General features: G+C 67.8%; 18 protein-coding genes. 2 read left to right on the top strand and 16 right to left on the bottom strand.

The window, feature by feature from the left end:
• Positions 1–70: 70 nt before the first annotated feature.
• Both EJP69_RS08585 and EJP69_RS08580 read right to left on the bottom strand, forming a co-directional pair.
• Positions 71–1,537: an aspartate ammonia-lyase gene (locus EJP69_RS08585; protein ID WP_126469430.1), complete on the bottom strand. Its 1,467-nt coding sequence runs from the start codon at positions 1,535–1,537 to the stop codon at positions 71–73.
• Between the two features lie 193 nt (positions 1,538–1,730).
• Positions 1,731–2,714, bottom strand: coding sequence for a LysR substrate-binding domain-containing protein (locus EJP69_RS08580; protein WP_093207382.1), 984 nt, complete (start codon positions 2,712–2,714; stop codon positions 1,731–1,733).
• A gap of 61 nt (positions 2,715–2,775) precedes the next feature.
• Between EJP69_RS08580 and EJP69_RS08575 the strand changes: the two genes are divergently transcribed.
• Positions 2,776–4,218 carry an amidase gene (locus EJP69_RS08575; RefSeq protein WP_126469428.1) on the top strand — a complete coding sequence of 481 codons (1,443 nt, stop codon included), beginning with the start codon at positions 2,776–2,778 and terminating at the stop codon, positions 4,216–4,218.
• A gap of 109 nt (positions 4,219–4,327) precedes the next feature.
• On the opposite strand, the gene EJP69_RS08570 is transcribed toward EJP69_RS08575, so the two are convergent.
• Positions 4,328–5,266 (bottom strand): 2-hydroxyacid dehydrogenase, encoded by a 939-nt coding sequence (locus EJP69_RS08570; RefSeq protein ID WP_093207377.1) that lies wholly within the window; start codon positions 5,264–5,266, stop codon positions 4,328–4,330.
• Positions 5,267–5,314: 48 nt separating this feature from the next.
• The gene (locus EJP69_RS08565; RefSeq protein ID WP_126471024.1) at positions 5,315–7,150 is read right to left on the bottom strand and encodes an ABCB family ABC transporter ATP-binding protein/permease; all 1,836 of its coding nucleotides are present in this window, start codon (positions 7,148–7,150) and stop codon (positions 5,315–5,317) included.
• Between the two features lie 41 nt (positions 7,151–7,191).
• Between EJP69_RS08565 and EJP69_RS08560 the strand changes: the two genes are divergently transcribed.
• Positions 7,192–7,632, top strand: a complete 441-nt coding sequence (locus EJP69_RS08560; protein WP_093299919.1) for an acyl-CoA thioesterase — start codon at positions 7,192–7,194, stop codon at positions 7,630–7,632.
• Positions 7,633–7,658: 26 nt separating this feature from the next.
• Here EJP69_RS08560 and EJP69_RS08555 read toward each other — a convergent pair whose 3' ends face one another.
• From EJP69_RS08555 to EJP69_RS08500, 12 genes are all read right to left on the bottom strand, one after another.
• Positions 7,659–8,765 (bottom strand): ABC transporter substrate-binding protein, encoded by a 1,107-nt coding sequence (locus tag EJP69_RS08555; protein WP_126471022.1) that lies wholly within the window; start codon positions 8,763–8,765, stop codon positions 7,659–7,661.
• 283 nt (positions 8,766–9,048) lie between these two features.
• Positions 9,049–9,813: an enoyl-CoA hydratase gene (locus tag EJP69_RS08550; RefSeq protein ID WP_126469426.1), complete on the bottom strand. Its 765-nt coding sequence runs from the start codon at positions 9,811–9,813 to the stop codon at positions 9,049–9,051.
• Between the two features lie 34 nt (positions 9,814–9,847).
• Complete coding sequence (locus EJP69_RS08545) at positions 9,848–10,444, bottom strand: 2-hydroxychromene-2-carboxylate isomerase (protein WP_126469424.1); 597 nt, start codon at positions 10,442–10,444, stop codon at positions 9,848–9,850.
• Between the two features lie 25 nt (positions 10,445–10,469).
• Positions 10,470–11,219, bottom strand: a complete 750-nt coding sequence (locus EJP69_RS08540) for an SDR family oxidoreductase (RefSeq protein WP_093207366.1) — start codon at positions 11,217–11,219, stop codon at positions 10,470–10,472.
• Between the two features lie 4 nt (positions 11,220–11,223).
• The gene (locus tag EJP69_RS08535; RefSeq protein ID WP_206169303.1) at positions 11,224–12,060 is read right to left on the bottom strand and encodes an acyl-CoA thioesterase; all 837 of its coding nucleotides are present in this window, start codon (positions 12,058–12,060) and stop codon (positions 11,224–11,226) included.
• Between the two features lie 29 nt (positions 12,061–12,089).
• Positions 12,090–12,992 (bottom strand): alpha/beta hydrolase family protein, encoded by a 903-nt coding sequence (locus EJP69_RS08530; RefSeq protein ID WP_126469422.1) that lies wholly within the window; start codon positions 12,990–12,992, stop codon positions 12,090–12,092.
• A gap of 55 nt (positions 12,993–13,047) precedes the next feature.
• Entirely contained in the window at positions 13,048–14,247 is a 1,200-nt protein-coding gene (locus EJP69_RS08525) for an acetyl-CoA C-acyltransferase (protein WP_126469420.1), read from the bottom strand.
• 11 nt (positions 14,248–14,258) lie between these two features.
• A complete protein-coding gene (locus tag EJP69_RS08520) occupies positions 14,259–16,658 on the bottom strand; it encodes a 3-hydroxyacyl-CoA dehydrogenase/enoyl-CoA hydratase family protein (RefSeq protein WP_126469418.1) in 2,400 nt (799 codons plus the stop codon).
• 36 nt (positions 16,659–16,694) lie between these two features.
• Entirely contained in the window at positions 16,695–17,138 is a 444-nt protein-coding gene (locus tag EJP69_RS08515; protein ID WP_126469416.1) for a DUF2147 domain-containing protein, read from the bottom strand.
• A 44-nt stretch (positions 17,139–17,182) separates the two neighbouring features.
• Complete coding sequence (locus tag EJP69_RS08510) at positions 17,183–18,979, bottom strand: acyl-CoA dehydrogenase C-terminal domain-containing protein (RefSeq protein WP_126469415.1); 1,797 nt, start codon at positions 18,977–18,979, stop codon at positions 17,183–17,185.
• A 73-nt stretch (positions 18,980–19,052) separates the two neighbouring features.
• On the bottom strand, positions 19,053–19,742 hold the full coding sequence (locus EJP69_RS08505) for a TetR/AcrR family transcriptional regulator (RefSeq protein WP_093207346.1): 690 nt from the start codon (positions 19,740–19,742) through the stop codon (positions 19,053–19,055).
• A gap of 170 nt (positions 19,743–19,912) precedes the next feature.
• Positions 19,913–20,671 (bottom strand): SDR family oxidoreductase, encoded by a 759-nt coding sequence (locus tag EJP69_RS08500; RefSeq protein ID WP_126469413.1) that lies wholly within the window; start codon positions 20,669–20,671, stop codon positions 19,913–19,915.
• Positions 20,672–20,733: the final 62 nt, after the last annotated feature.

The following is a 20,733-nucleotide window of genomic DNA, read 5'->3' as shown; positions in this document are numbered from 1 at the left end:
GCTGCACCGGCCATGCGCATCGCAGCGCCAGCCTGGTGCGATCCTGCCTCCTGGCATTGTCCGACTTTCACTAAGCAGCCTTTATGCCCGAAGTCTGGCCCGACGGTTCGGCAGCCGGCGGAACCGGCGCGGCCGTGAGGCGCACCGGTTGCGTGAGGTTCTCGGGCACGAGCAGCGCGTCCATCTCGGCGCGGGTCATGATGCCCAGCGACTCGGCCACCAGGTCGATCGGCCCGCCGGTGGCGAGCGCGGTCTTGGCGATGAGCGCGGCCTTCTCGTAGCCGATGAGCGGGTTGAGCGCGGTGACCAGCGTGACCGACTCGCGCACCCTCTTCGCAAGGAACTCGCGGTTCGCCTCGATGCCCTCAACGCAGTTGTGCTGCAGCGTGGTGCAGGCCCGGCTCAGGTGCTGGATGCTCTTGAACAGGCTCCAGCCCATGATCGGCTCGAAGGCGTTGAGCTGCAGCTGGCCGGCCTCGGACGCCAGCGTCACGGTGATGTCGTTGCCGATGACCTCGAAGGCCACCTGGTTCATGACTTCCGGGATCACCGGATTGACCTTGCCCGGCATGATCGACGAGCCCGCCTGCCGCGCCGGCAGCCTGATCTCGCCGAAGCCCGCCTGCGGGCCGCTGGAGAGCAGGCGCAGGTCGTTGCAGGTCTTGCTGAGCTTGGTCGCCACGCGCTTGAGCACGCCCGACAGCTGCACGAATGCGCCCGTGTCCTGCGTGGCCTCGATGAGGTTGGCGGCCTGCTTCAGCGGCACGCCGGTCTGCTCGGCGAGGTACTGGCAGGCGAGGTTGGCGTAGCCGTGCGGCGCGTTGATGCCGGTGCCGATGGCGGTGGCGCCGAGGTTGATTTCCTCGATGAGCGCGCGCGCCTCGCCGAGCCGGGCCTCGTCCTCCCCGATCATGATGGCGTAGGTCAGGAACTCCTGGCCCAGCGTCATGGGCACGGCGTCCTGCAGCTGGGTGCGGCCGATCTTGAGGATGTCCTTGAACTCGAGCGCCTTGGCCTCGAAGGCGCGGCGCAGCGAGGCCATCGATTCGAGCAGCCTGCCGATGGCGAACCACAGCGCCAGGCGCACCGCCGTGGGGTACACGTCGTTGGTGCTCTGCGAGGCGTTGACGTGGTCGTTGGGGTGGAGCACGTCGTAGCGCGCCTTCTCGTGGCCCAGTTTTTCCAGCGCGAGGTTGCAGATGACCTCGTTGGCGTTCATGTTGGTCGAGGTACCGGCACCGCCCTGGATCACGTCGACCACGAACTCGTCGAGCAGCTTGCCGTCGACGATGTCGTCGCAGGCCAGGATGATGGCCGCGGCACGGTCTCGGTCGATGGCGCCCAGGTCGGCGTTGGCGCGGGTGGCGGCCTTCTTCACGTAGGCCAGCGCGCGCACCAGGTCGGGCATGGCCGAGATGCGGGTGCCGGAAATGGGGAAGTTCTCGACCGCGCGCGCCGTGTGCACGCCCCAGTAGGCGACGGCGGGGATCTGCTTGTCGCCGAGGAAGTCGTGTTCCGTCCTGAAATTGGAGCTCATGAGAGGTTCCTCGGCTTAAAAAAAAGCACGCGCAGGGCGCGTGCCGTGGGGGTTGCTGTGACAGCGGCTAAAAAGCAGCCGCGACTGTAGTGGCGCCGGATTCAAGGCGCCAATGCCTTTTGCGGGAAGCCCTATGCGCGGCATTTATAGATTGTGCGGTGCACAAATCTCCGTGGCAGTTGGGTGATGGCGCTCAGCGCTGCGGCTGGGTGCCGACGAGATAAGACCATAGCGCATCGGCCGTGCGCTTGGGTTGCAGGCTGTCGGCGGCCTTGACGGCGGCGCGGCCGGCCCCGGCCTTCACGGGCGCGGGAGCGCCGGGGCGCTCGCGGTAGGCGCGGATCTCCATCGTCGCCTCGAGGCTGTCGATCTCGGGCGGCAGTGCGCTCACGAGCTTGCGGGCCTTGATCTCCTTGCGCACCGCGCTCTGCGGCAGGAAGGCGATGCCGTGCCCTTCGAGCGCCATGACCTTCAGGCCCTCGGCCATGTCGGTCTCGTAGACCCGGTCGAGGTGGATGGCGGTGCCCGATTCCTTGAGCAGTTGGTCGACCACGCGGCCCAGGTAGGCGCCCGGCGCATAGCCCAGGTAGGGCAGCGGCTGGCCCGGGCGGCCCGGCAGCCGGTAGCGCGGCGCGCCTTCGGCGTCGGCCTTGACCCAGGGGGCCACGGTTTCCTCGCCGAGGCTGACCATCTCGTACTTGTTGGCGTCGAGCTGCAGCGGCTGCGAGGGGTGGTGGTAGGCGATCAGCAGGTCGCAGCTGCCTTCGACCAGCCGCAGCACGGCGTCGTGCACGTTCAGCGCGATCAGGCGGCTCTTGATGGGGCCGAAATGCTCCCTGAGGCTGGTCACCCACGAGGGGAAGAAAGTGAAGGCCAGCGTGTGCGGCACCGCGATCTCGATCACGTCCTGACCCGCCGCCGAGTGGCCGCGCAGCATGGCGCGGGTGCTCTGCAGCGACTGCAGCATCTCGATGGCCTGGCTGTAGAGCGTCTGCCCCGCCGGGGTGAGCCGCGTGGGGTACGAACTGCGGTCCACCAGGTCGGTACCGGCCCACCCTTCCAGCGCCTGGATGCGGCGGGAGAACGCCGGCTGCGTCACGTGCCTCAATTGGGCCGAGCGGCTGAAGCTGCGCGTTTCCGCAAGGCTGATGAAGTCTTCGAGCCACTTAGTTTCCATACGCGGCGATTATGCGAGCGCCGCGCCATACTGGGCGCCCCCTCCTTTTCCCGCATCCGCCATGCCTTCAGCCGACCTTCTGGAACTCAGCGCCACCGAACTTTCCCGCCGCATCGCCGCGCGCGAGGTGTCCTGCCGGGAGGTGATGCAGGCCTCGCTGGCCCGCATCGAGGCGCTGAACCCGCGCTTCAACGCCATCGTGTCGCTGCGCGATCCGGCGCAGTCGCTGGCCGAGGCCGACGAGCGCGACGCCGAGCTGGCGCGCGGCGAACGGCGCGGCTGGATGCACGGCTTCCCGCTGGCGGTGAAGGACCTGAGCCATGCCGCCGGCCTGCCGACCTCGATGGGCTCGCCGCTGTCGCCGCGCTCGGCCGCGCGAGCCGACAGCCTCCACGTGGCGCGCGCCAGGGCGGCCGGCGCCGTCGTCATCGGCAAGACCAACACGCCCGAATTCGGTCTCGGCTCGCACACCTACAACACCGTGTTCGGCACCACCCGCAACGCCTACGCACCCGATCGCAGCGCGGGCGGCAGCAGCGGCGGCGCCGCGGTGGCGCTGGCCCTGGGCATCCTGCCGGTGGCCGACGGCAGCGACATGATGGGCTCGCTGCGCAACCCGGCGGCCTTCAACAACGTGATCGGCATGCGGCCCTCTCGCGGGCGCGTGCCGGGCAACCCCGACGAGGAGCTGTTCTTCCAGCAGCTCGGCTGCGAAGGCCCGATGGCGCGCACGGTGGAAGACGCGGCGCGGCTGCTGGCCGTGCAGGCGGGCTTCGACACCCGCGTGCCGCTGTCGTCGCCGCACGCCCTGCCCTCGCCCGACGAACTGCGGCTCGAGGGCGACGGCAAGGGCCTGCGCATCGGCTGGCTCGGCAGCATCTGGCCCGACCTGCCGCTGGAGCCCGGCATCCGCGAGCTTGGCGAGAAGGCACTCGGCACCTTCCGCGACATCGGCTGCGAGGTCGAGCCCTGCACGCTCGACGTGCCGCGCGAGCACAACTGGAGCGCCTGGCTGCGCCTGCGGCAGCTGCTGGTGGGCGGCAAGCTGGGCGCCTACCTGAGCGACCCGAAGCTGTTCGCGCAGCTCAAGCCCGAGGCGCAATGGGAGATCGAGCAGAGCCGCCATCTCGATGCGGCCTCGCTGTACCAGGCTTCGGTGTACCGATCGAACGTGTACCGCGCATTCCTCAAGCTCTTCGAGCGCTTCGACTTCGTGCTCGCGCCGACCGCGCAGGTCTTTCCCTTCGACGCCGAGCTGCACTGGCCGGCCGGGGTGGCGGGCGTGAAGAGCGACACCTACCACCGCTGGATGGAGATCGTCACGCCCTTCACGCTGGCCGGCCTGCCGACGCTGAACGTGCGCGCCGGCTTCGGCGAAGGCGGCCTGCCGATGGGGCTGCAGCTTGCCGGGCCGATCCATTCGGACCTCGACGTGCTGCGGCTGGGGCATGCCTATGACCAGGCATGCGGCTGGGCGGCGCACCGGCCCTCGGTATTGGCTTGACCCCCTCCCCCTCTGGGGGAGGGCTGGGGTGGGGGCAAGCGGCGCTCATTGCGAGCGCCCTGCCTGCCCCCATCCCGACCTTCCCCCAGCGGGGGAAGGAGCAAGAACATCAGATCGGCGTGACCACGCCCCGCCCCGCGAAGTGCCCTTCGGCATTCGCGAGGAAATGGTCCACCGACTTCTGCGTCGCCTCGGGCGACCAGCCGGCCATGTGCGGCGTCAGCAGCACGTTGTCGAGGCCGATCAGCGGCTCGGGCCGCTTCGGTTCGCTCTCGTACACGTCGAGGCCGGCACCGGCGATGCGGTTCTCGCGCAGCGCCGCCGCCAGCGCCTCGGTGTCGACCACGCTGCCGCGGCCAATGCTCACCAGGTAGCCCTGCGGCCCCAGCGCGTCGAGCACTTCGGCATTGACCAGGTGCTTCGTCGCCGGACCGCCCGGTGCGGCCAGCACGAGGAAGTCGGCCCATGCGGCCAGCGACTTCAGGTCGCCGAAGTAGCGCTGCGACACGCCTTCCTTCGGCTTGCGGTTGTGATAGCCGACCTCCATGTCGAAGGCCGCGGCGCGCTTCGCGATCTTCTGCCCGATCGTGCCCATCCCCAGGATGCCCAGCTTCTTGCCCGACACATTCGGCGGCTGCGGAATGGCCTCGCGCCACACGCCTTCGCGGCACAGCCGGTCGAGTTTGCGGAACTCGCGCACGATGCCGATCAGCAGGCCGAAGGCATGGTCGGCCACGCAGTCGTCGTTGGTGCCGGCGCCGTTGGCGGTCGCGATGCCGCGGGCGCGCGTCACCTCGAGCGGCACGCCTTCGTAGCCTGCGCCCATGCAGCAGATCAGCTCCACTGCGGGCATGGCCGCGATTTCCTCGGGCGTGATGCCGATGACGCCGATGGTCAGCACGGCGCGGAATTTCCTGCCGTGCTCGGCAATGGCGGCCGCCCGCTCGGCGGGACCGAAGGCGTAGGTCATGTCGTAGACCTCGGCAATCTGGGCCTGGTGGGCGCTCGAGAGGCTGTTGAGCACCAGCAGGGGGATCTTGTTCGGCACGTCTGAACTCCTGGGATCGATGAAAAGAAGAAGGAATGGATGATCGCGCTACATCAGCGGCGCTGCTTCGCTCTTCTGCAAAGCCCACATCTGGGCGTAGCGCCCTTGCTTCGCGAGCAGCTGCGCATGCGTGCCGCGCTCGACGATCACGCCCGACTCCAGCACCAGGATCTCGTGCGCGTCGACCACCGTCGACAGCCGGTGCGCGATGACCAGCGTGGTCTTGTCCTGCGCGGCGCTCTTGAGCTCCGACTGGATGGCCCGCTCGTTGGCCGAGTCGAGCGCCGAGGTGGCCTCGTCGAAGATCACGATCGGCGGGTTCTTCAGCAGCGTGCGCGCAATGGCCACGCGCTGCTTCTCGCCGCCCGAGAGCTTCAGGCCGCGCTCGCCCACGGTCGTGTCGTAGCCCTTGGGCGTGGCGGCGATGAAGTCGTGGATGCGCGCGGCGCGCGCTGCGGCCTCCACTTCGTCGCGCGTGGCGCCGGGGCGGCCGTAGGCGATGTTGTATTCGACCGTGTCGTTGAAGAGCACCGTGTCCTGCGGAACGATGCCGATGGCGTGGCGCACGCTCGATTGCGTCACTTCGCGGATGTCTTCTCCGCCGATGGTGATGCGCCCCTGCTGCACGTCGTAGAAGCGGTACAGGAGCCGAGCGAGCGTGGACTTGCCCGAGCCGGAGGGGCCGACCACCGCCACCGTCTTGCCCGCCGGAATCTCGAAGCTCACGTGCTTGAGGATGGGCCGCGCAGGCTCGTAGGCGAAGCTCACGTCGTCGAAGCGTACGGTAGCGTCGGCGCCGGCCAGCGGCTGCGCGTCGGGGGAGTCGCGCACCTCGCGCTCCTTTTCCATCAGCACGAACATCTTGTCGAGGTCGGTCAGGCTCTGCTTGATCTCTCGGTAGATCACGCCCAGGAAGTTCAACGGAATGTAGAGCTGGATCATGAAGGCGTTGACCATCACCAGGTCGCCCAGCGTCATGCGCCCGTCGACCACGCCCGAGGTGGCGCGCCACAGCATCAGCACCAGGCTGACGGCGATCAGCGCCTGCTGGCCGGTGTTGAGCATGCTCAGCGTGCGCTGGCTCTTGATGGCGGCCTTGCGGTAGCGGTCGAGGCTGGCGTCGTAGCGGCCGGCTTCGAAGTCCTCGTTGTTGAAGTACTTGACGGTCTCGTAGTTCAGGAGCGAATCGACCGCACGGCTCTGCGCCACCGAGTCGAGCTCGTTCATGGTCTTGCGGAACTGCGTGCGCCACTCGGTCACCGTGACGGTGAAGAGGATGTACAGCACCAGCGCGGCCACCGTGATCCAGACGAAGAAGGCGTCGAACTTCACGCCGAGGATGGTGAGCACCAGCACCAGCTCGATGATGGTCGGCACGATGCTGTAGAGCGACATCGAGATCAGCGAATGCACGCCGCGCGTGCCACGCTCGATGTCGCGCGTCATGCCGCCGGTCTGGCGCTCCAGGTGGAAGCGCAGGCTCAGCGAGTGCAGATGGCGGAACACCTCCAGCGCGATCTGCCGGGCCGTGCCCTCGGTGGCCTTGGCGAAGATCAGCTCGCGCAGCTCGCTGAAGAGCGACGTGGAAAAGCGCAGCAGCCCGTAGGCCAGCAGCAGCCCGATGGGCACGATGAGCAGCGCCTGCGCCATGTCGGGCTTGGGCGTCATCGTGTCGACCAGGTTCTTCAGCAGCACCGGCACGCCGACGTTGGCCACCTTGGCGCCCACCATGAAGGCCAGCGCGGCGAGCACGCGCCACTTGTACTGCCAGAGATAGGGGAACAGCCTGCGCAGGGTGGCCCAGTCGGAGCGTTCACCTGCGGGTGCCGGCGCCTGGCCGCCGGCTGCGTGGGAGGAAGGAAGGGCTTCGCCGCTGCGGCGCATGGAGGACAATCGTGGTTGCTTGTTTGTTCCAGATTGTGCCCATGTCAGATACTTCCAGTGCCGCCGCCACGGCCGCAGCCACCCTCAAGAGCCTGCCCACCGACATGGAGCTGGTGCTCAAGGTCATCCCGATGCCGGCGGACTGCAACGTCAACGGCGACATCTTCGGCGGCTGGGTCATGGCGCAGTGCGACCTGGCCGGCTCGGTGATCCCGGCGCGCTATGCCAAGGGCCGGCAGGCCACGGTGGCGGTCAACGAATTCATCTTCAAGCAGCCGGTGCGGCTGGGCGACATCCTGTCGTTCTATTCGAAGCTGGTGCGCGTCGGGCGCACCTCTGTCACGGTGACGGTCGAGGTGTTCGCCGAGCGCTTCCGGGCGCAGGGCGAGTACATCAAGGTGACGCAGGCCACCTTCACCTACGTGGCCATCGACGACAACGGCCGTCCGCGCCCGATCGAGAAGCCGGCTGAAGAAGAATAAAGAGCAGCAGGAGCAGGCCGCCCTGCTCAGACGCCCGGGTCGCGCACCCGCTCGAAGCGCTCGAACTCGCGGTTGACCCAGCGCCCGTCGCGCCGCTCCACGCGGCGGATGTAGACGGTCTGCACGATGTCTCGGGTGTGGGCGTCGATCTCGACCGGGCCGCGCGGGCTGTCGAGCTTCAGGCCCCGGAAAGCATCCACCAGCCGTTCCCCCGTGGCGTTGCCGCGCGCCGCCGGAGAGCTCATTGCCGCGTCGACGGCCGCGAGCGCATCGTGGGCCGCGACCGCGAAGTAGCCCGGCCGCAGGTGGCTGCCGTACTCGTTCTCGAAGATGCCCGTGAAGCGCCGGTTGGCCGCCGAGTCGTGGGCGAAGGAATAGTGGTGGCTGGTGACCAGGCCGTCGGCCAGCTCGCCGATGCCTTCGAGGTAATGGTCGTCGGTGGCGTCGCCCGTGGCCAGCAGGCGGATGCCGGTGTCGGCCATGCCCCGGTCGCGCCAGAACTTGAGGAAGGTGGCCGGCATCTGCCCCGAGGGCAGGAAGAAGAAGACCGCCTGCGGCTTGAGCTCGCGCAGCCGCAGCATGTAGGCCGAGTAGTCCAGCGTCGACAGCGGCACCCGCAGCATCGCGCCGACCTGCCCCCCGCCCGCGGTGATGCCCGAGACGAAGGCGCTCTCGGCATCGACACCCGAGGCGTAGTCGGCCACCACGGTGCAGACGTTTCGCAGCCCTTGCTGCAGCGCCCATCGCGCCAGCGGCAGCGCGACCTGGCCGATGGTGAAGGACACCCGCACCGCGAACGGGCAGCGCGCGGTGATGCCCGAGGAGGCCGCGTTCATCACCACCAGCGGCAGCTTCGCCTGCGTGGCGACGTTACCCACGGCATAGGCGTTGGAGCTGAAATCGAGGCCTGCCAGCAGCTCCACGCGCTCGCTCTCCACGAGATCCTGCGCATGGCGGCGTGCCTGCTCGGGCGCGCTGCCGGGCACGTCGCGCCGCAGCAGTTCGACCGGCCGGCCCGCGATGTGCTGGTTGTGCGCGGCGAGCCAGACGGCCATGCCGGCATCGAACTGCCGGCCGCCGCCCGCGTAGGGACCGGACCACGAACCGATGACGCCGATGCGCAGCGGCCGCACGCGCGCCAGGGCCAGCGAGGGCACTGCCAGGGAGCCCGCCAGCAAACCTAAAGTACGCCGGCGCGAGACGCCGGATGCTACTTTTTCAGTAGCATCATCTACCCGTTGGACGGGCTTTACGCGCGTTCTTGTCCCCGAATCTTGCACGCCGGACAGTGTAAGCGTGCAACCCCGGGAAAACGCCTCAGACCCTCATCAGACCTTGGAGAAGTCGGGCTTCCGCTTTTGACGAAAGCTTGCTCGCGCCACTTGCGTGGCTACGCCTCTGACGAGGCGTTGGATTTCAGCACTTGCTGAAATCCGGCTTGCGCTTTTCCATGAACGCGCTGAAAGCCTCCCGCGCCGCCGGTTCGCGCAGCATGCGCCCGAAGCTCGCGCCCTCCTCGCCCATGCGCTCCAGCACGGCGGGCATCTGGCCCTTCTTCAGCAGGCGCTTGGTTTCCACCAGCGCGCTCAGCGGCTTGGCCGCCAGCTTGCGCGCCTGCGTCTGGGCGATGGCGTTCGCCTCGGTCGGCGGCACCACGCGGTTGACCAGGCCCACTTCGAGCGCGGCCTCGGCCATGAAGGGCTCGCCCAGCAGCAGCGCCTCGGCCGCGCGGTGGTAGCCCAGCATCTGCGGCACCAGCAGGCTCGAGGCGGCCTCGGGGCACAGGCCCAGGTTCACGAAGGGCATCGAGAAGGCGGCGTTGTCGCCCGCGTAGACGAGGTCGCAGTGGAACAGCATGGTGGTGCCGATGCCCACGGCCGGGCCGCACACGGCGGCGACGAGCGGCTTGGGGAAGGTCGCGATGCCGCGCAGGAAGCGGAACACCGGCGATTCCTGCGTGGAGGGCGGGCCGTTGAGGAAGTCGCCGATGTCGTTGCCCGCGCTGAAGATCGTCGGGTCGCCCTGGATCAGCACGCAGCGCACCGCCGCATCGCTCTCCGCATTGGCCAGCGCGTCGGCCAGCTCGGCGTACATGCCGCTGGTGATCGAGTTCTTCTTGTCGACGCGGTTGAAGGTGATGGTCATCACACCTGCTTCGGTGTGGACGAGGATGTCGCTCATAAAAGATCCTTGAAGAGAACGGGTGGTGCCGCGGTCAGGCGGCGTCGAGTGCTTCGCGTACGAAATCGAGCCGGTCCTGGCCCCAGAACATTTCGTCGCCGACGAACATGGTGGGCGCGCCGAACACGCCGCGCTCCACGGCTTCCTGCGTGACGGCCTTGAGACGGTCCTTGGTTTCCTGCGCGCCGGCCAGCGCGAGCAGCACGCTCGCGTCGAAGCCGGCATTCTGCAGGACGGCGCCGACGGTCGCCGGGTCGTTCAGGTTCTTCGGCTCCACCCACATCGCGTGAAAGATCGCATCGACATACGCGCCGAAGCGCGCCGGCTCCTTCGCCTGGATGCCTGTGGCGCCACGCATCAGCAGCAGCGTGTTGATCGGAAAGTGCGGGTTGTGCACGAAGGGCACGCCGTAGCGCCTGGCAAAGCGCTTGAGGTCGGTCGTCATGTAGGGGCCCTTGGGCTTGATCTCGGCCGGCGAGTGGTTGCCCGTGGCCTGGAACACGCCGCCGAGCAGCATGGGCTTCCACACCAGCTGCGCGCCGGTGTCGGCGCACACGTGGGGCAACTGCGTCGCGGCCAGGTAGGCGGCGGGGCTGCCGAAGTCGAAATAGAAGTCGACGGACTTGGTCATTGGCGTTGTCTCCTTCCTGGATTCTTCAGAACTTCTCCGACCACGGGCGCAGATCGATCTCGTGCGTCCATGCGTCGCGCGGCTGCGAGTGCAGCATCCAGTAGGTGTCCGCGATGTGGTCGGGGTTCAGGATGCCGTCGCTTTCCTTCAGCGCATAGCGCTCGGGAAAGTTGCTGCGGATGAACTCGGTGTCGATCGCGCCGTCGACCACCACGTGCGCAACGTGAATGCCCTGCGGTCCCAGTTCGCGCGCCATCGACTGGGCCAGCGCGCGCAGCGCCATCTTCGCGCCCGAGAAGGCGCCGAAGTTCGCCGCGCCGCGCAGCGAGGCCGTGGCACCGGTGAAGATGATCGTGCCGCGATGGCCGCCTTGCGGAATCTCGCGCGCCACCATGCGCTTCGCCACCTCGCGGCCATTCAGGAAGCCCGAGAAGCAGGCCATCTCCCACACCTTGAAGTACTTGCGCGCGGTCTCGTTGAGGATGCTCTCGGGCACGTTGGCGCCGATGTTGAACACCATCACCTCGATGGGCCCGATGGTCGACTCGATCTGCTCGACGAGCGCCACCACTTCCTCCTCCTTGCGCGCATCGCATGCGAAGGCATGGGCGCGGCCGCCGTCGGCCTCGATCTGCGCGACCAGCGGCTGCAGTTTGTCGAGGCTGCGCCGCGTGACACAGGTGGCGAAGCCTTCGCGCGCGAAGCGGCGGGCGATGGCACCGCCGGTGGCATCGCCAGCGCCGACGATGAGCGCGGCTTTCTGCAGTGCGGCCATATCGTTATTCCTTGTAGTAGACGATCTGGTTCGAGGTGGCCAGCAGCACGCCCTTCTCGCTCCACAGATGCGCCGTCTGGTCGAAGAAACCGTTGAAGAACTGCTGGCCCGCGGCACGGCCCAGCAGGTAGCCCGTGCCGACCTCGGCCAGCTGTTCCGGTCCGACGTGGAAGTAGGTGGTGATCGACACCGTGCCCGCCGGCACGTGCTTCGCGCGGCGCAGCCACACGCGCGGATAGAACATGTCGCTCATCGCGGCCAGCGAGGCGAAGTCCAGCGGCCTCGGTTGCGCATCGCGCAGCCAGATGCGGGTCTCGCTGTGATGCTGGCTGCCATCCCACTTCGACGGAATGCCGCCGCTGAAGGGACGCATCTCGTACTGGTTGATCCACGCCACGCCCGACGGGCCGATGCTCATGCGGTCGACCGTCTCGGGTCTCGGCGACTCGGGCATCGGCATGTCGCTCTCGCCCCAGGTCTCGCGGCGCGCGGCAGTCACCACCGTGGCGGTGGTCGTCATGCTGGGCGCGCCGCTGGCGCCGGCCTGCGTGATCTGCACCGTCCAGTGCTGCGTGGAGCGGTTGGTGCGCACGGCAGTGGCCTGGATGTCGAACGCGCCGGCTTCGATCGCGGCCGCGTAGTTGACCGTGAGTGCGATCGGCGTGCCGAGCACGTCGGGGTGCTGCATCACGGCCTGCAGCGCGAGCGCCGCGGTGGTGCCGCCGAAGGGCCCGACCATGTTCCAGTAGTCGGGGCTGGTCATGCCGGTGAAGTGCCCCACGCGGATGTCGCTGTGGTGGATCTTCAGGGCCTTGTCGAAGGGGTGCGTGCTCGTCATCATGGCAGGCAGTGTGCCTCCGGTGGCCCGCGTCACGCAGTCGTGTGCGGGACGTTGGCGTGCTGCACCGCAGTAAGCGATGCGAGCCTGTGCAGCTTGTCGACCGTGCTCGGCCAGAGGCTCTGGCTGAACTGCTCGCGGAAGAAGCCGAAGTGGCCGATGCGCCGCGCCTGCACGTCGGCCGGCGCGATGCGCTCGACCGCGCTCGGCGCGCCGCCGTAGAGGCTCACGAGGCTGCGCGTGCCGGCGAGCGTCATGAGCTCGTCGTCGGTCATCGACAGCGCGAGCACCGGGAAGCGCACGCGGTTGTAGCTGCGCGCAGCAAGCTCGCCTTCCGCGCCAACGCTGTAGCGCGGGTTGAGGCACCAGCGCCGCCACTGCAGGATCACGCCGCGCGGCAGGTCGCCGACCTTCTTCAGCTTGCGGCCGGGGAAGTAGCCGAACAGCCGCGTGACCAGCGGCACCAGCACGAACCAGAAGTAGAGGATGGTGCGCTTGAGCTTCGGCGCGTTCTCGCGCCAGTAGCCGCTGCCCGCGGCGATGCTCACGAGGCCGTCGACCTGCTCTGGCCGCTGCAGGAAGCCCGGCAGCTGCGCGCCGAGGCTGTGGCCCAGCAGGTAGAGCGGCGAGTCGGGCGATGCGGCCCTGGCCGCGTCGATCACCGCCTCGTAGTCGTGGGCCCAGTCGAACAGGTCGGCATCGACCTCGCGCAGCGGCACGTCGCCGCGCGAGTCGCCCGAGCCCCGGTAGTCGAAGGTCCAGACGCGCAGGCCCTGCTGCGAGAGCCACTGCGCGAAGGGTTCGTAGAAGGACTGGCGCACGCCCATCGCGCCGCCGATCACTACGCTCGCGCGCGGCGTGCCGGCGGGTTCGTAGCGGCGCACCGCCAGTTGCTGTGCGCCGCCGTCGACCGGAAGCTGCTGCTGCGTCTGCATGAGGCTGTCTCCTTCGTTGAACCGGCACTCGTCGCGGTGCCTTGCGCGCTATCGATCAGACGCGCTCGAAGATCCCTGCGGCGCCCTGGCCCATGCCCACGCACATCGTGACCATGCCGTACTTCAGGTTCTCGCGGCGCAGCGCGTGCACCACGGTGGCCGAGCGGATGGCGCCGGTGGCGCCCAGCGGATGGCCCAGCGCAATTGCGCCGCCCATCGGGTTGACCTTCGACGGATCGAGGCCCAGCGTGTTGATGACGGCCAGCGACTGCGCCGCGAAGGCTTCGTTGAGCTCGAACCAGTCGATGTCCTCGTGCTTCAGGCCGGCGTAGCGCAGCGCGGCGGGAATGGCCTCGATCGGGCCGATGCCCATGATGTGCGGCGGCACGCCCTTGCTGGCGAAGCTCACGAAGCGCGCGAGCGGCGTGAGGCCGAACTGCTTCACGGCCTTCTCGCTCGCCAGGATCAGCGCGCCGGCGCCGTCCGAGGTCTGCGAGCTGTTGCCGGCCGTCACGGTGCCGCGCGCGGCGAACACGGTGCGCAGCTTGGCCAGGCCCTCGACGCTAGTGTCGGGGCGCGCGCCCTCGTCGAGGTTGACGGTGCGGGTCTTGGCAATCGACTCGCCGGTCTCGAGGTTCGGCGTACGGTCGGTCACCTCGATGGGCGTGATCTCGTCGGCGAACTTGCCGGCCTGCTGAGCGGCAAGTGCCTTCTGGTGCGAGGCGAGCGCGAACTCGTCCTGAGCCTGGCGGCTCACCTTCCACTGCTGCGCGACCTTCTCGGCCGTGAGGCCCATGCCGTAGGCGATGCCCACGTCGCCTTCGCGCTCGAAGATCGAGGGCGACAGCGAGGGCGAGTTGCCCATCATCGGCACCATGCTCATGCTCTCGACACCGGCCGCGATCATCACGTCGGCTTCGCCCACGCGGATGCGGTCGGCCGCCATCTGCACGGCCGACAGGCCCGAGGCGCAGAAGCGGTTGACGGTGATGCCGCCGACGCTGGTCGGCAGGCCGGCCAGCACCGCGCCGATGCGCGCAACGTTCAGGCCCTGCTGCGATTCGGGAATCGCGCAGCCGCAGATGATGTCTTCGATGGCCTTCGGATCGAGGCTCGGCACGGCAGCCAACGCGGCGCGCAGCGTGGTGGCCAGCAGGTCGTCGGGACGGTAGTTGCGGAAATAGCCCCTGTGCGACTTGCCGATGGGGGTGCGGGTGGCGGAGACGATGTAGGCGTCTTGTACTTGCTTGCTCATGAAATCTGTCCTTAGTTGCGCACAGGCTTGCCGGTGCTCAGCATCCCCATGATCCGCTCCTGCGTCTTGGGGTGCACGATGAGCGAGCAGAACGCCTTGCGTTCCAGCGTCATCAGGTATTCCTCGGTCACGAGCGAGCCCGCGTCCACGTCGCCGCCGGTGACCACGTTGGCGATCAGGCTGGCGATGCGGAAGTCGTGCGCGCTGATGAAGCCGCCGTCGCGCATGTTCACGAGCTGGCCCTTGATGGTCGCGGCGCCGCTGCGGCCCGCGACGCGGAAGGTACGGCGCAGCGGTGGGCGGTAGCCGGCGTCGGCCATGGCCTTCGCTTGCTGCAGCGCCACGTACAGCAGCTCGTCCTTGTTCGGCACGATCACGTCGCTGTCGAGCAGGTAGCCCAGCTTCTTCGAATCGAGTGCGCCGGTGCCGACCTTCGCCATCGCGGCGGCGGTGAAGCCTTCGGTGAGGAAGGGCAGCAGGTCGGTGCCCGTCGAGGCCGACGCGTTCTCGGCCGCGCGGCGAGCGATGTAGGTCAGGCCGCCCGCGCCGGGGATCAGGCCCACGCCCACTTCGACCAGGCCGATGTAGCTTTCCATCGCGGCCACGCGCTTGGCCGAGTGGATGGCCAGCTCGCAGCCGCCGCCGAGCGCCATGCCGCGCACGGCGGAGATCACCGGCACGTTGGCATAACGGATCTTGAGCATCACGTTCTGCAGCTCTTCTTCCGCGCCTTCGACCGCGCCGATGCCGGCGACCACGAAGGCCGGCAGCATCGCCTGCAGGTCGGCGCCGACCGAGAACACCTCGTCGGGCGACCAGATCACCAGGCCCTTGTACTCGGCTTCGGCCAGGTCGACCGCGGCGCCCAGCGCCTCGGCCACGTCGGGGCTGATGGCGTGCATCTTCGAATGGATGCTGGCGATGAGCACTTCACCGTCAAGCGTCCAGACGCGCACGTCGCCTTCGTCGCTGATGGTGGTGCCGGCCGTGTTGGCGTCGGCCGCGTTCGCGCCGAGCACGCTCTCGGGGAACAGCTGGCGGTCATGCACCGGCAGGCGGCGCTGCGGCACGAACTTGTTCTGCGACGCACTCCACGAGCCTTCGGGCGTGTGCACGCCGCCGGCCTCGGCCACCGGGCCTTCGAACACCCACTTGGGCAGCGGCGCGGTGCTCAGCGCCTTGCCGGCGTCGATGTCTTCCTGCACCCACTTGGCAACCTGCGCCCAGCCGGCTTCCTGCCAGAGCTCGAAGGGGCCCTGCTTCATGCCGAAGCCCCAGCGCATGGCGAAGTCGATGTCGCGCGCGCTCTCGGCGATGTCGCCCAGGTGCACCGCGGCGTAGTGGAAACCGTCGCGCAGGATGGCCCAGAGGAACTGGCCCTGCGGTCCTTCGCTCTCGCGCAGCAGCTTCAGCCGCTCGCCCGCGGGCTTCTTGAGCATGCGGCCGTACACCTCGTCGGCCTTGGCGCCGGCGGGCACGTATTCGCCGCTCTTCAGGTCGAAGCGCAGGATGTCGCGGCCGGCCTTCTTGAAGAAGCCGGCCTTGGTCTTCTGGCCCAGGTTGCCCAGCTCCAGCAGCTTCGCGAGCACCGGCGGCGTAGCGAAGTTGGCGTAGAACGGGTCGGTCTCGGCGTTCAGGTTGTCCTGCAGCGTCTTCACGACGTGGGCCATCGTGTCGAGGCCCACCACGTCGGCGGTGCGGAAGGTGCCCGAGCTCGCGCGACCCAGCTTCTTGCCGGTGAGGTCGTCCACCACGTCGGGCGTGAGGCCGAACTTCTCGACTTCCTTCAGCGTGGCCAGCATGCCGGCGATGCCGACGCGGTTGGCGATGAAGTTGGGCGTGTCGTGCGCACGCACCACGCCCTTGCCCAGCGTGCTGGTGACGAAGGCCTCGAGGTCGTCGAGCACCTGCGGCTGCGTGGTGGGCGTGTTGATCAGCTCCACCAGGAACATGTAGCGCGGCGGGTTGAAGAAGTGGATGCCGCAGAAGCGTGGCTTCAGCGCTTCGGGCAATGCTTCGCTGAGCTTGGTGATCGACAGGCCTGAGGTGTTCGAGGCCAGGATCGCGTGCTTGGCGACGTGGGGCGCGATCTTCTTGTAGAGATCGAGCTTCCAGTCCATGCGCTCGGCAATGGCTTCGATGACGAGGTCGCACTCGCCGAGCTTGGCCAGGTCGTCTTCGTAGTTGGCCTGTTCGATCAGGCCCGCGTCGGCCACGTCGCCGAGCGGCGCGGGCTTGAGCTTCTTGAGGTTGTCGATGGCGCGCGTGACGATGCCGTTCTTCGGGCCTTCCTTGGCGGCCAGGTCGAACAGCACCACAGGCACGCGCACGTTGACGAGGTGGGCCGCGATCTGCGCGCCCATCACGCCGGCGCCGAGCACGGCGACCTTCTTCACTTGAAATCGGGACATGTTGATTGGTATGAGTTGTGGGAAGCCGTGCGCCGCTTACTGCACACGATTCCAGGTTTGGGTGCGCCAGAAGGGGCCGAGATAACCGCGCACTTCGAGCTTCTTGCCGCCATCGACGGGCGTGAAGCTCGCGCGGTATTCCTTGCCGTTCTCGGGGTCGAGGATCTTTCCGCCTTCCCAGACGTCCTTGCCCTCGGCCTTCTTGCCGCCGCGGATGATCTCCAGGCCCGTGATGGGCTTGCCCTTGCGGTCGTCGCTGCATTCGTCGCAGACCGCATCGGCCTTGGCGTCCTTCTTCAACGACTTCTCGATGCGGCCGTTCAGCGCGCCGTTGGCCTCGGCGATACGGATCTCGGCCTTGACCTCGCCGGTCTTGTCGTCGACGTTGCGCCACAGGCCCACCGGCGTGATGCCGGCCCCCTGGGCCATGGCCGAGGCGGCGGTGACGGTGAACAGGACGGCTGCAAGCGTTGCTTTCATGAGCGGCTCCAGGTTGAGTGTCGGTTGAGGAAAGACCCGCGGCTTCAGGCCAGAGCCGCTTCGGTGTCCATCAGCACCTTGCTGCCGGCGCGCGCGGTGCGCATCAGCGTCGCGGTCTCGGGGAACAGCTTGGCGAAATAGAAGCGCGCGGTCTGCAGCTTGGCGACGTAGAACGGGTCGGTGTTGCCCGCGGCGATCTCGCGCAGTGCCACCTGGGCCATGCGGGCGAACAGGTAGCCGAACACGAAGTGACCGGCCACGCGCAGGTAGTCGACGGCGGCGGCGCCCACTTCGTCGGGGTTCTGGAAGCCCTTGAAGCCGATCTCGGTCGTGAACTTGGTGAGCTGGTCGCCCAGGCCGGCGATCGGGTTGATGAACTCGGCCATCTTCTCGTTCACGCCTTCCTCTTCCACCAGCTTCGCGACGAGCTTGCCGAACTTCTTCAGCGACGCGCCGTTGTTGCCCAGCACCTTGCGGCCCAGCAGGTCCAGCGACTGGATGGTGTTGGTGCCTTCATAGATCATGTTGATGCGGTTGTCGCGCACGAACTGTTCCATGCCCCATTCCTTGATGAAGCCGTGGCCGCCGAACACCTGCATGCAGGCGTTGGTGGAGATGTGGCCGTTGTCGGTGATGAAGGCCTTGACGATGGGGGTCAGCAGCGCGACCAGCTCGCCGGAGTCCTTGCGCACCTTCTCGTCGGGGTGGTTGTGTTCCTTGTCGAGCAGCAGCGTGCAGAAGATCTGCAGCGCGCGGCCGCCTTCGGCGTACGCCTTGGCCGTGAGCAGCATCTTGCGCACGTCGGGGTGCACGATGATGGGGTCGGCTTCCTTGTCCTTGGCCTTCACGCCCGAGAGCGAGCGCATCTGGATGCGGTCCTTGGCGTAGGCCAGCGCGTTCTGGTAGGCCACTTCGGTCAGGCCCAGCGACTGGTTGCCCACGCCCAGGCGGGCGGCGTTCATCATCACGAACATCGCGGCCAGGCCCTTGTTGGGCTCGCCCACCATGGTGCCGATGGCGCCTTCGATCACGATCTGCGCGGTGGCGTTGCCGTGGATGCCCATCTTGTGCTCCAGGCCGGCGCAGAAGATCGGGTTGCGCTCGCCCAGCGAGCCGTCGGCCTTCACCTTGAACTTCGGCACCACGAACAGGCTGATGCCCTTGCTGCCCTTGGGCGCGTCGGGAAGGCGTGCCAGCACCAGGTGGATGATGTTGCTGGTCATGTCGTGCTCGCCGGCCGAGATGAAGATCTTGTTGCCGGTGATGCGGTAGGTGCCGTCGGGCTGCGGCTCTGCCTTGGTGCGCAGCAGGCCGAGGTCGGTGCCGCAGTGCGGCTCGGTCAGGCACATGGTGCCGGTCCACTCGCCGCTGGTGAGCTTGGGCAGGTAGGTCTTCTTCTGCTCGTCGGTGCCGTGCGCGGCGAGCGCTTCGTACGCGCCGTGCGAGAGGCCGGGGTACATGGTCCAGGCCTGGTTGGCGCTGTTGAGCATCTCGAACAGGCACTGGTTGACCACGAAGGGCAGGCCCTGTCCGCCGAAGGCCGGGTCGCACGACAGCGCGGGCCAGCCGCCTTCGACGTACTTGGCGTAGGCGTCCTTGAAGCCCTTGGGGGTCTTCACTTCATGCGTGTTCTTGTCGAGCGTGCAGCCTTCCTCGTCGCCGCTGATGTTCAGCGGGAAGGTCACTTCGGCGGCGAACTTGCCGGCCTCTTCGATCACCGCGTTGATGGTGTCGGCGTCGGTCTCGGCATGGGCCGGAAGCGCCTTGAGCTCCTCGGCGACGTTGAGCACTTCGTGCAGCACGAACTGCATGTCGCGTACGGGGGGGTTGTAGGTAGGCATCCGGAACTCTCCTGGTCGAAGCTAGATAGAAAAAGAAAAGGGAAAACGAAAAGGGGACGAGCCGCGCGCTTCTTCAGCGCACGGTCTTGAGGCGACGGCCCGCCGGCGCGGCGGCCGCTTCAGGCTTGGGCGCGTCGGGCGTGGCGGCGCGCGCGAGGATATTGTCGAAGCCGACGTTGGCGCGGCCGATGGAGCCGGGCACCTGCAGGAAGCGCGCCTCGTAGTGCAGCGCGAGGATCAGGCCGTGGATCTCGAACGCCACCTGGCGTTCGTCGGCGTCGGCGCGCAGGTGGCCTTCGCTCTGCGACTGCACGATGGCGCGCAGCACGGCGGCCTGCCAGATGCTGACCGACTCGACCAGCGCGTCGCGCACCGGGCCCGGGCGGTCGTCGAATTCGGAGGCGCCGCTGATGTAGATGCAGCCCGAGTCGATTTCGGTCGAGGTGCGCTTCATCCAGTTGGCGAACATGGCGCGCAGCCGCGGCAGGCCGCGCGGCGCCTTCAGTGCGGGGAAGAACACTTCCTGCTCGAAGCGTGCGTGGTATTCGCGCACCACCGAGATCTGCAGTTCCTCGCGCGAGCCGAAGTGGGCGAAGACGCCCGACTTGCTCATCTTGGTGATTTCGGCCACGGCGCCGATCGACAGCCCCTCGAGGCCGATCTGCGCGGCCAGTGCCAGCGCGGCGTCGACGATGACGGCCTTGGTCTGCTGGCCCTTCTGGGCGGCGCGCGCGGGCTTGGCGGGAACGGCTGCTGCGGTCATCGTGGAATTTCCATGCAAAAACGAACGGTCGTTCTATTTTGCAGGGCTTTGCACTCCGGCCCGCGAATTAACCTTCAGTTATTGAAGGTTAATGGAGGCGGGACGGACCGCAATCGGGTCCGTCCCGCATCTCTTTCTCTCTTCCTTTCAGGGCCGTACGGCCCCGGAGTTCAGAACTCCTGCGACACGGGGCGCAGCACCACTTCATTGATGTCCACGTCGGCCGGCTGCTCCACCGCGTAGACAACGGCGCGCGCCACCGAGTCGGCCGGGATCTGGTTGGCCTCGTAGAACGCCTTCACGCCGGCTGCGCTCTCGGCGTCGGAGCTGCCGAACTTGAGTTCCGACTCGACCGCGCCGGGCGAGACGATGGTCACGCGCACACCGCTGTTGCCCACTTCCACGCGCAGGCCTTCGGAGATGGCGCGCACCGCGTGCTTGGTCGCGCTGTAGACGGTGCCGATCGGCGTGAACACCTTCAGCCCGGCAATGGACGCGACATTGACGATGTGCCCGCTGCCCTGCGCCTGCATGCGCGGCAGCACCGCGGCGATGCCGTAGAGCACGCCCTTGATGTTGACGTCGATGGTGCGATCCCACTCGTCGACCCGGAGCTTCTCGAGGGGCGACAGCGGCATCACGCCGGCGTTGTTGACCAGCACGTCGATGCGGCCGAAGGCCTCGACGGTGGCGGCGGCAAGGCTGTCGAGGTCGGCGCGCTTCGACACGTCGGTGGCCACGGCGATGGCCTCGCCGCCGGCTTCGCGGATCTCTGCGACGACCTTGTCGAGCCGGTCGGTGCGGCGCGCCGCCAGCACCACCTTGGCGCCGCGCGCGGCCAGGTGGCGCGCCGTCGATTCGCCGAGCCCGCTGCTCGCGCCGGTGACGATGGCGACCTTGCCCTTGATGTTGTCTTGAACGGATGTCATGGGAAATTCCTTTCGGTTGGCTTGAACGAGGTGTTGAAGAAGTGCATGCAGTGTGGAAAATC

Source organism: Variovorax gossypii, assembly GCF_003965815.1.
In the GTDB taxonomy this organism is placed as follows: Bacteria; Pseudomonadota; Gammaproteobacteria; order Burkholderiales; family Burkholderiaceae_C; genus Variovorax; species Variovorax gossypii.
The sequence above is the reverse complement of the archived record's forward strand: the minus strand, read 5'-3'. Positions and strand labels throughout refer to the sequence as shown.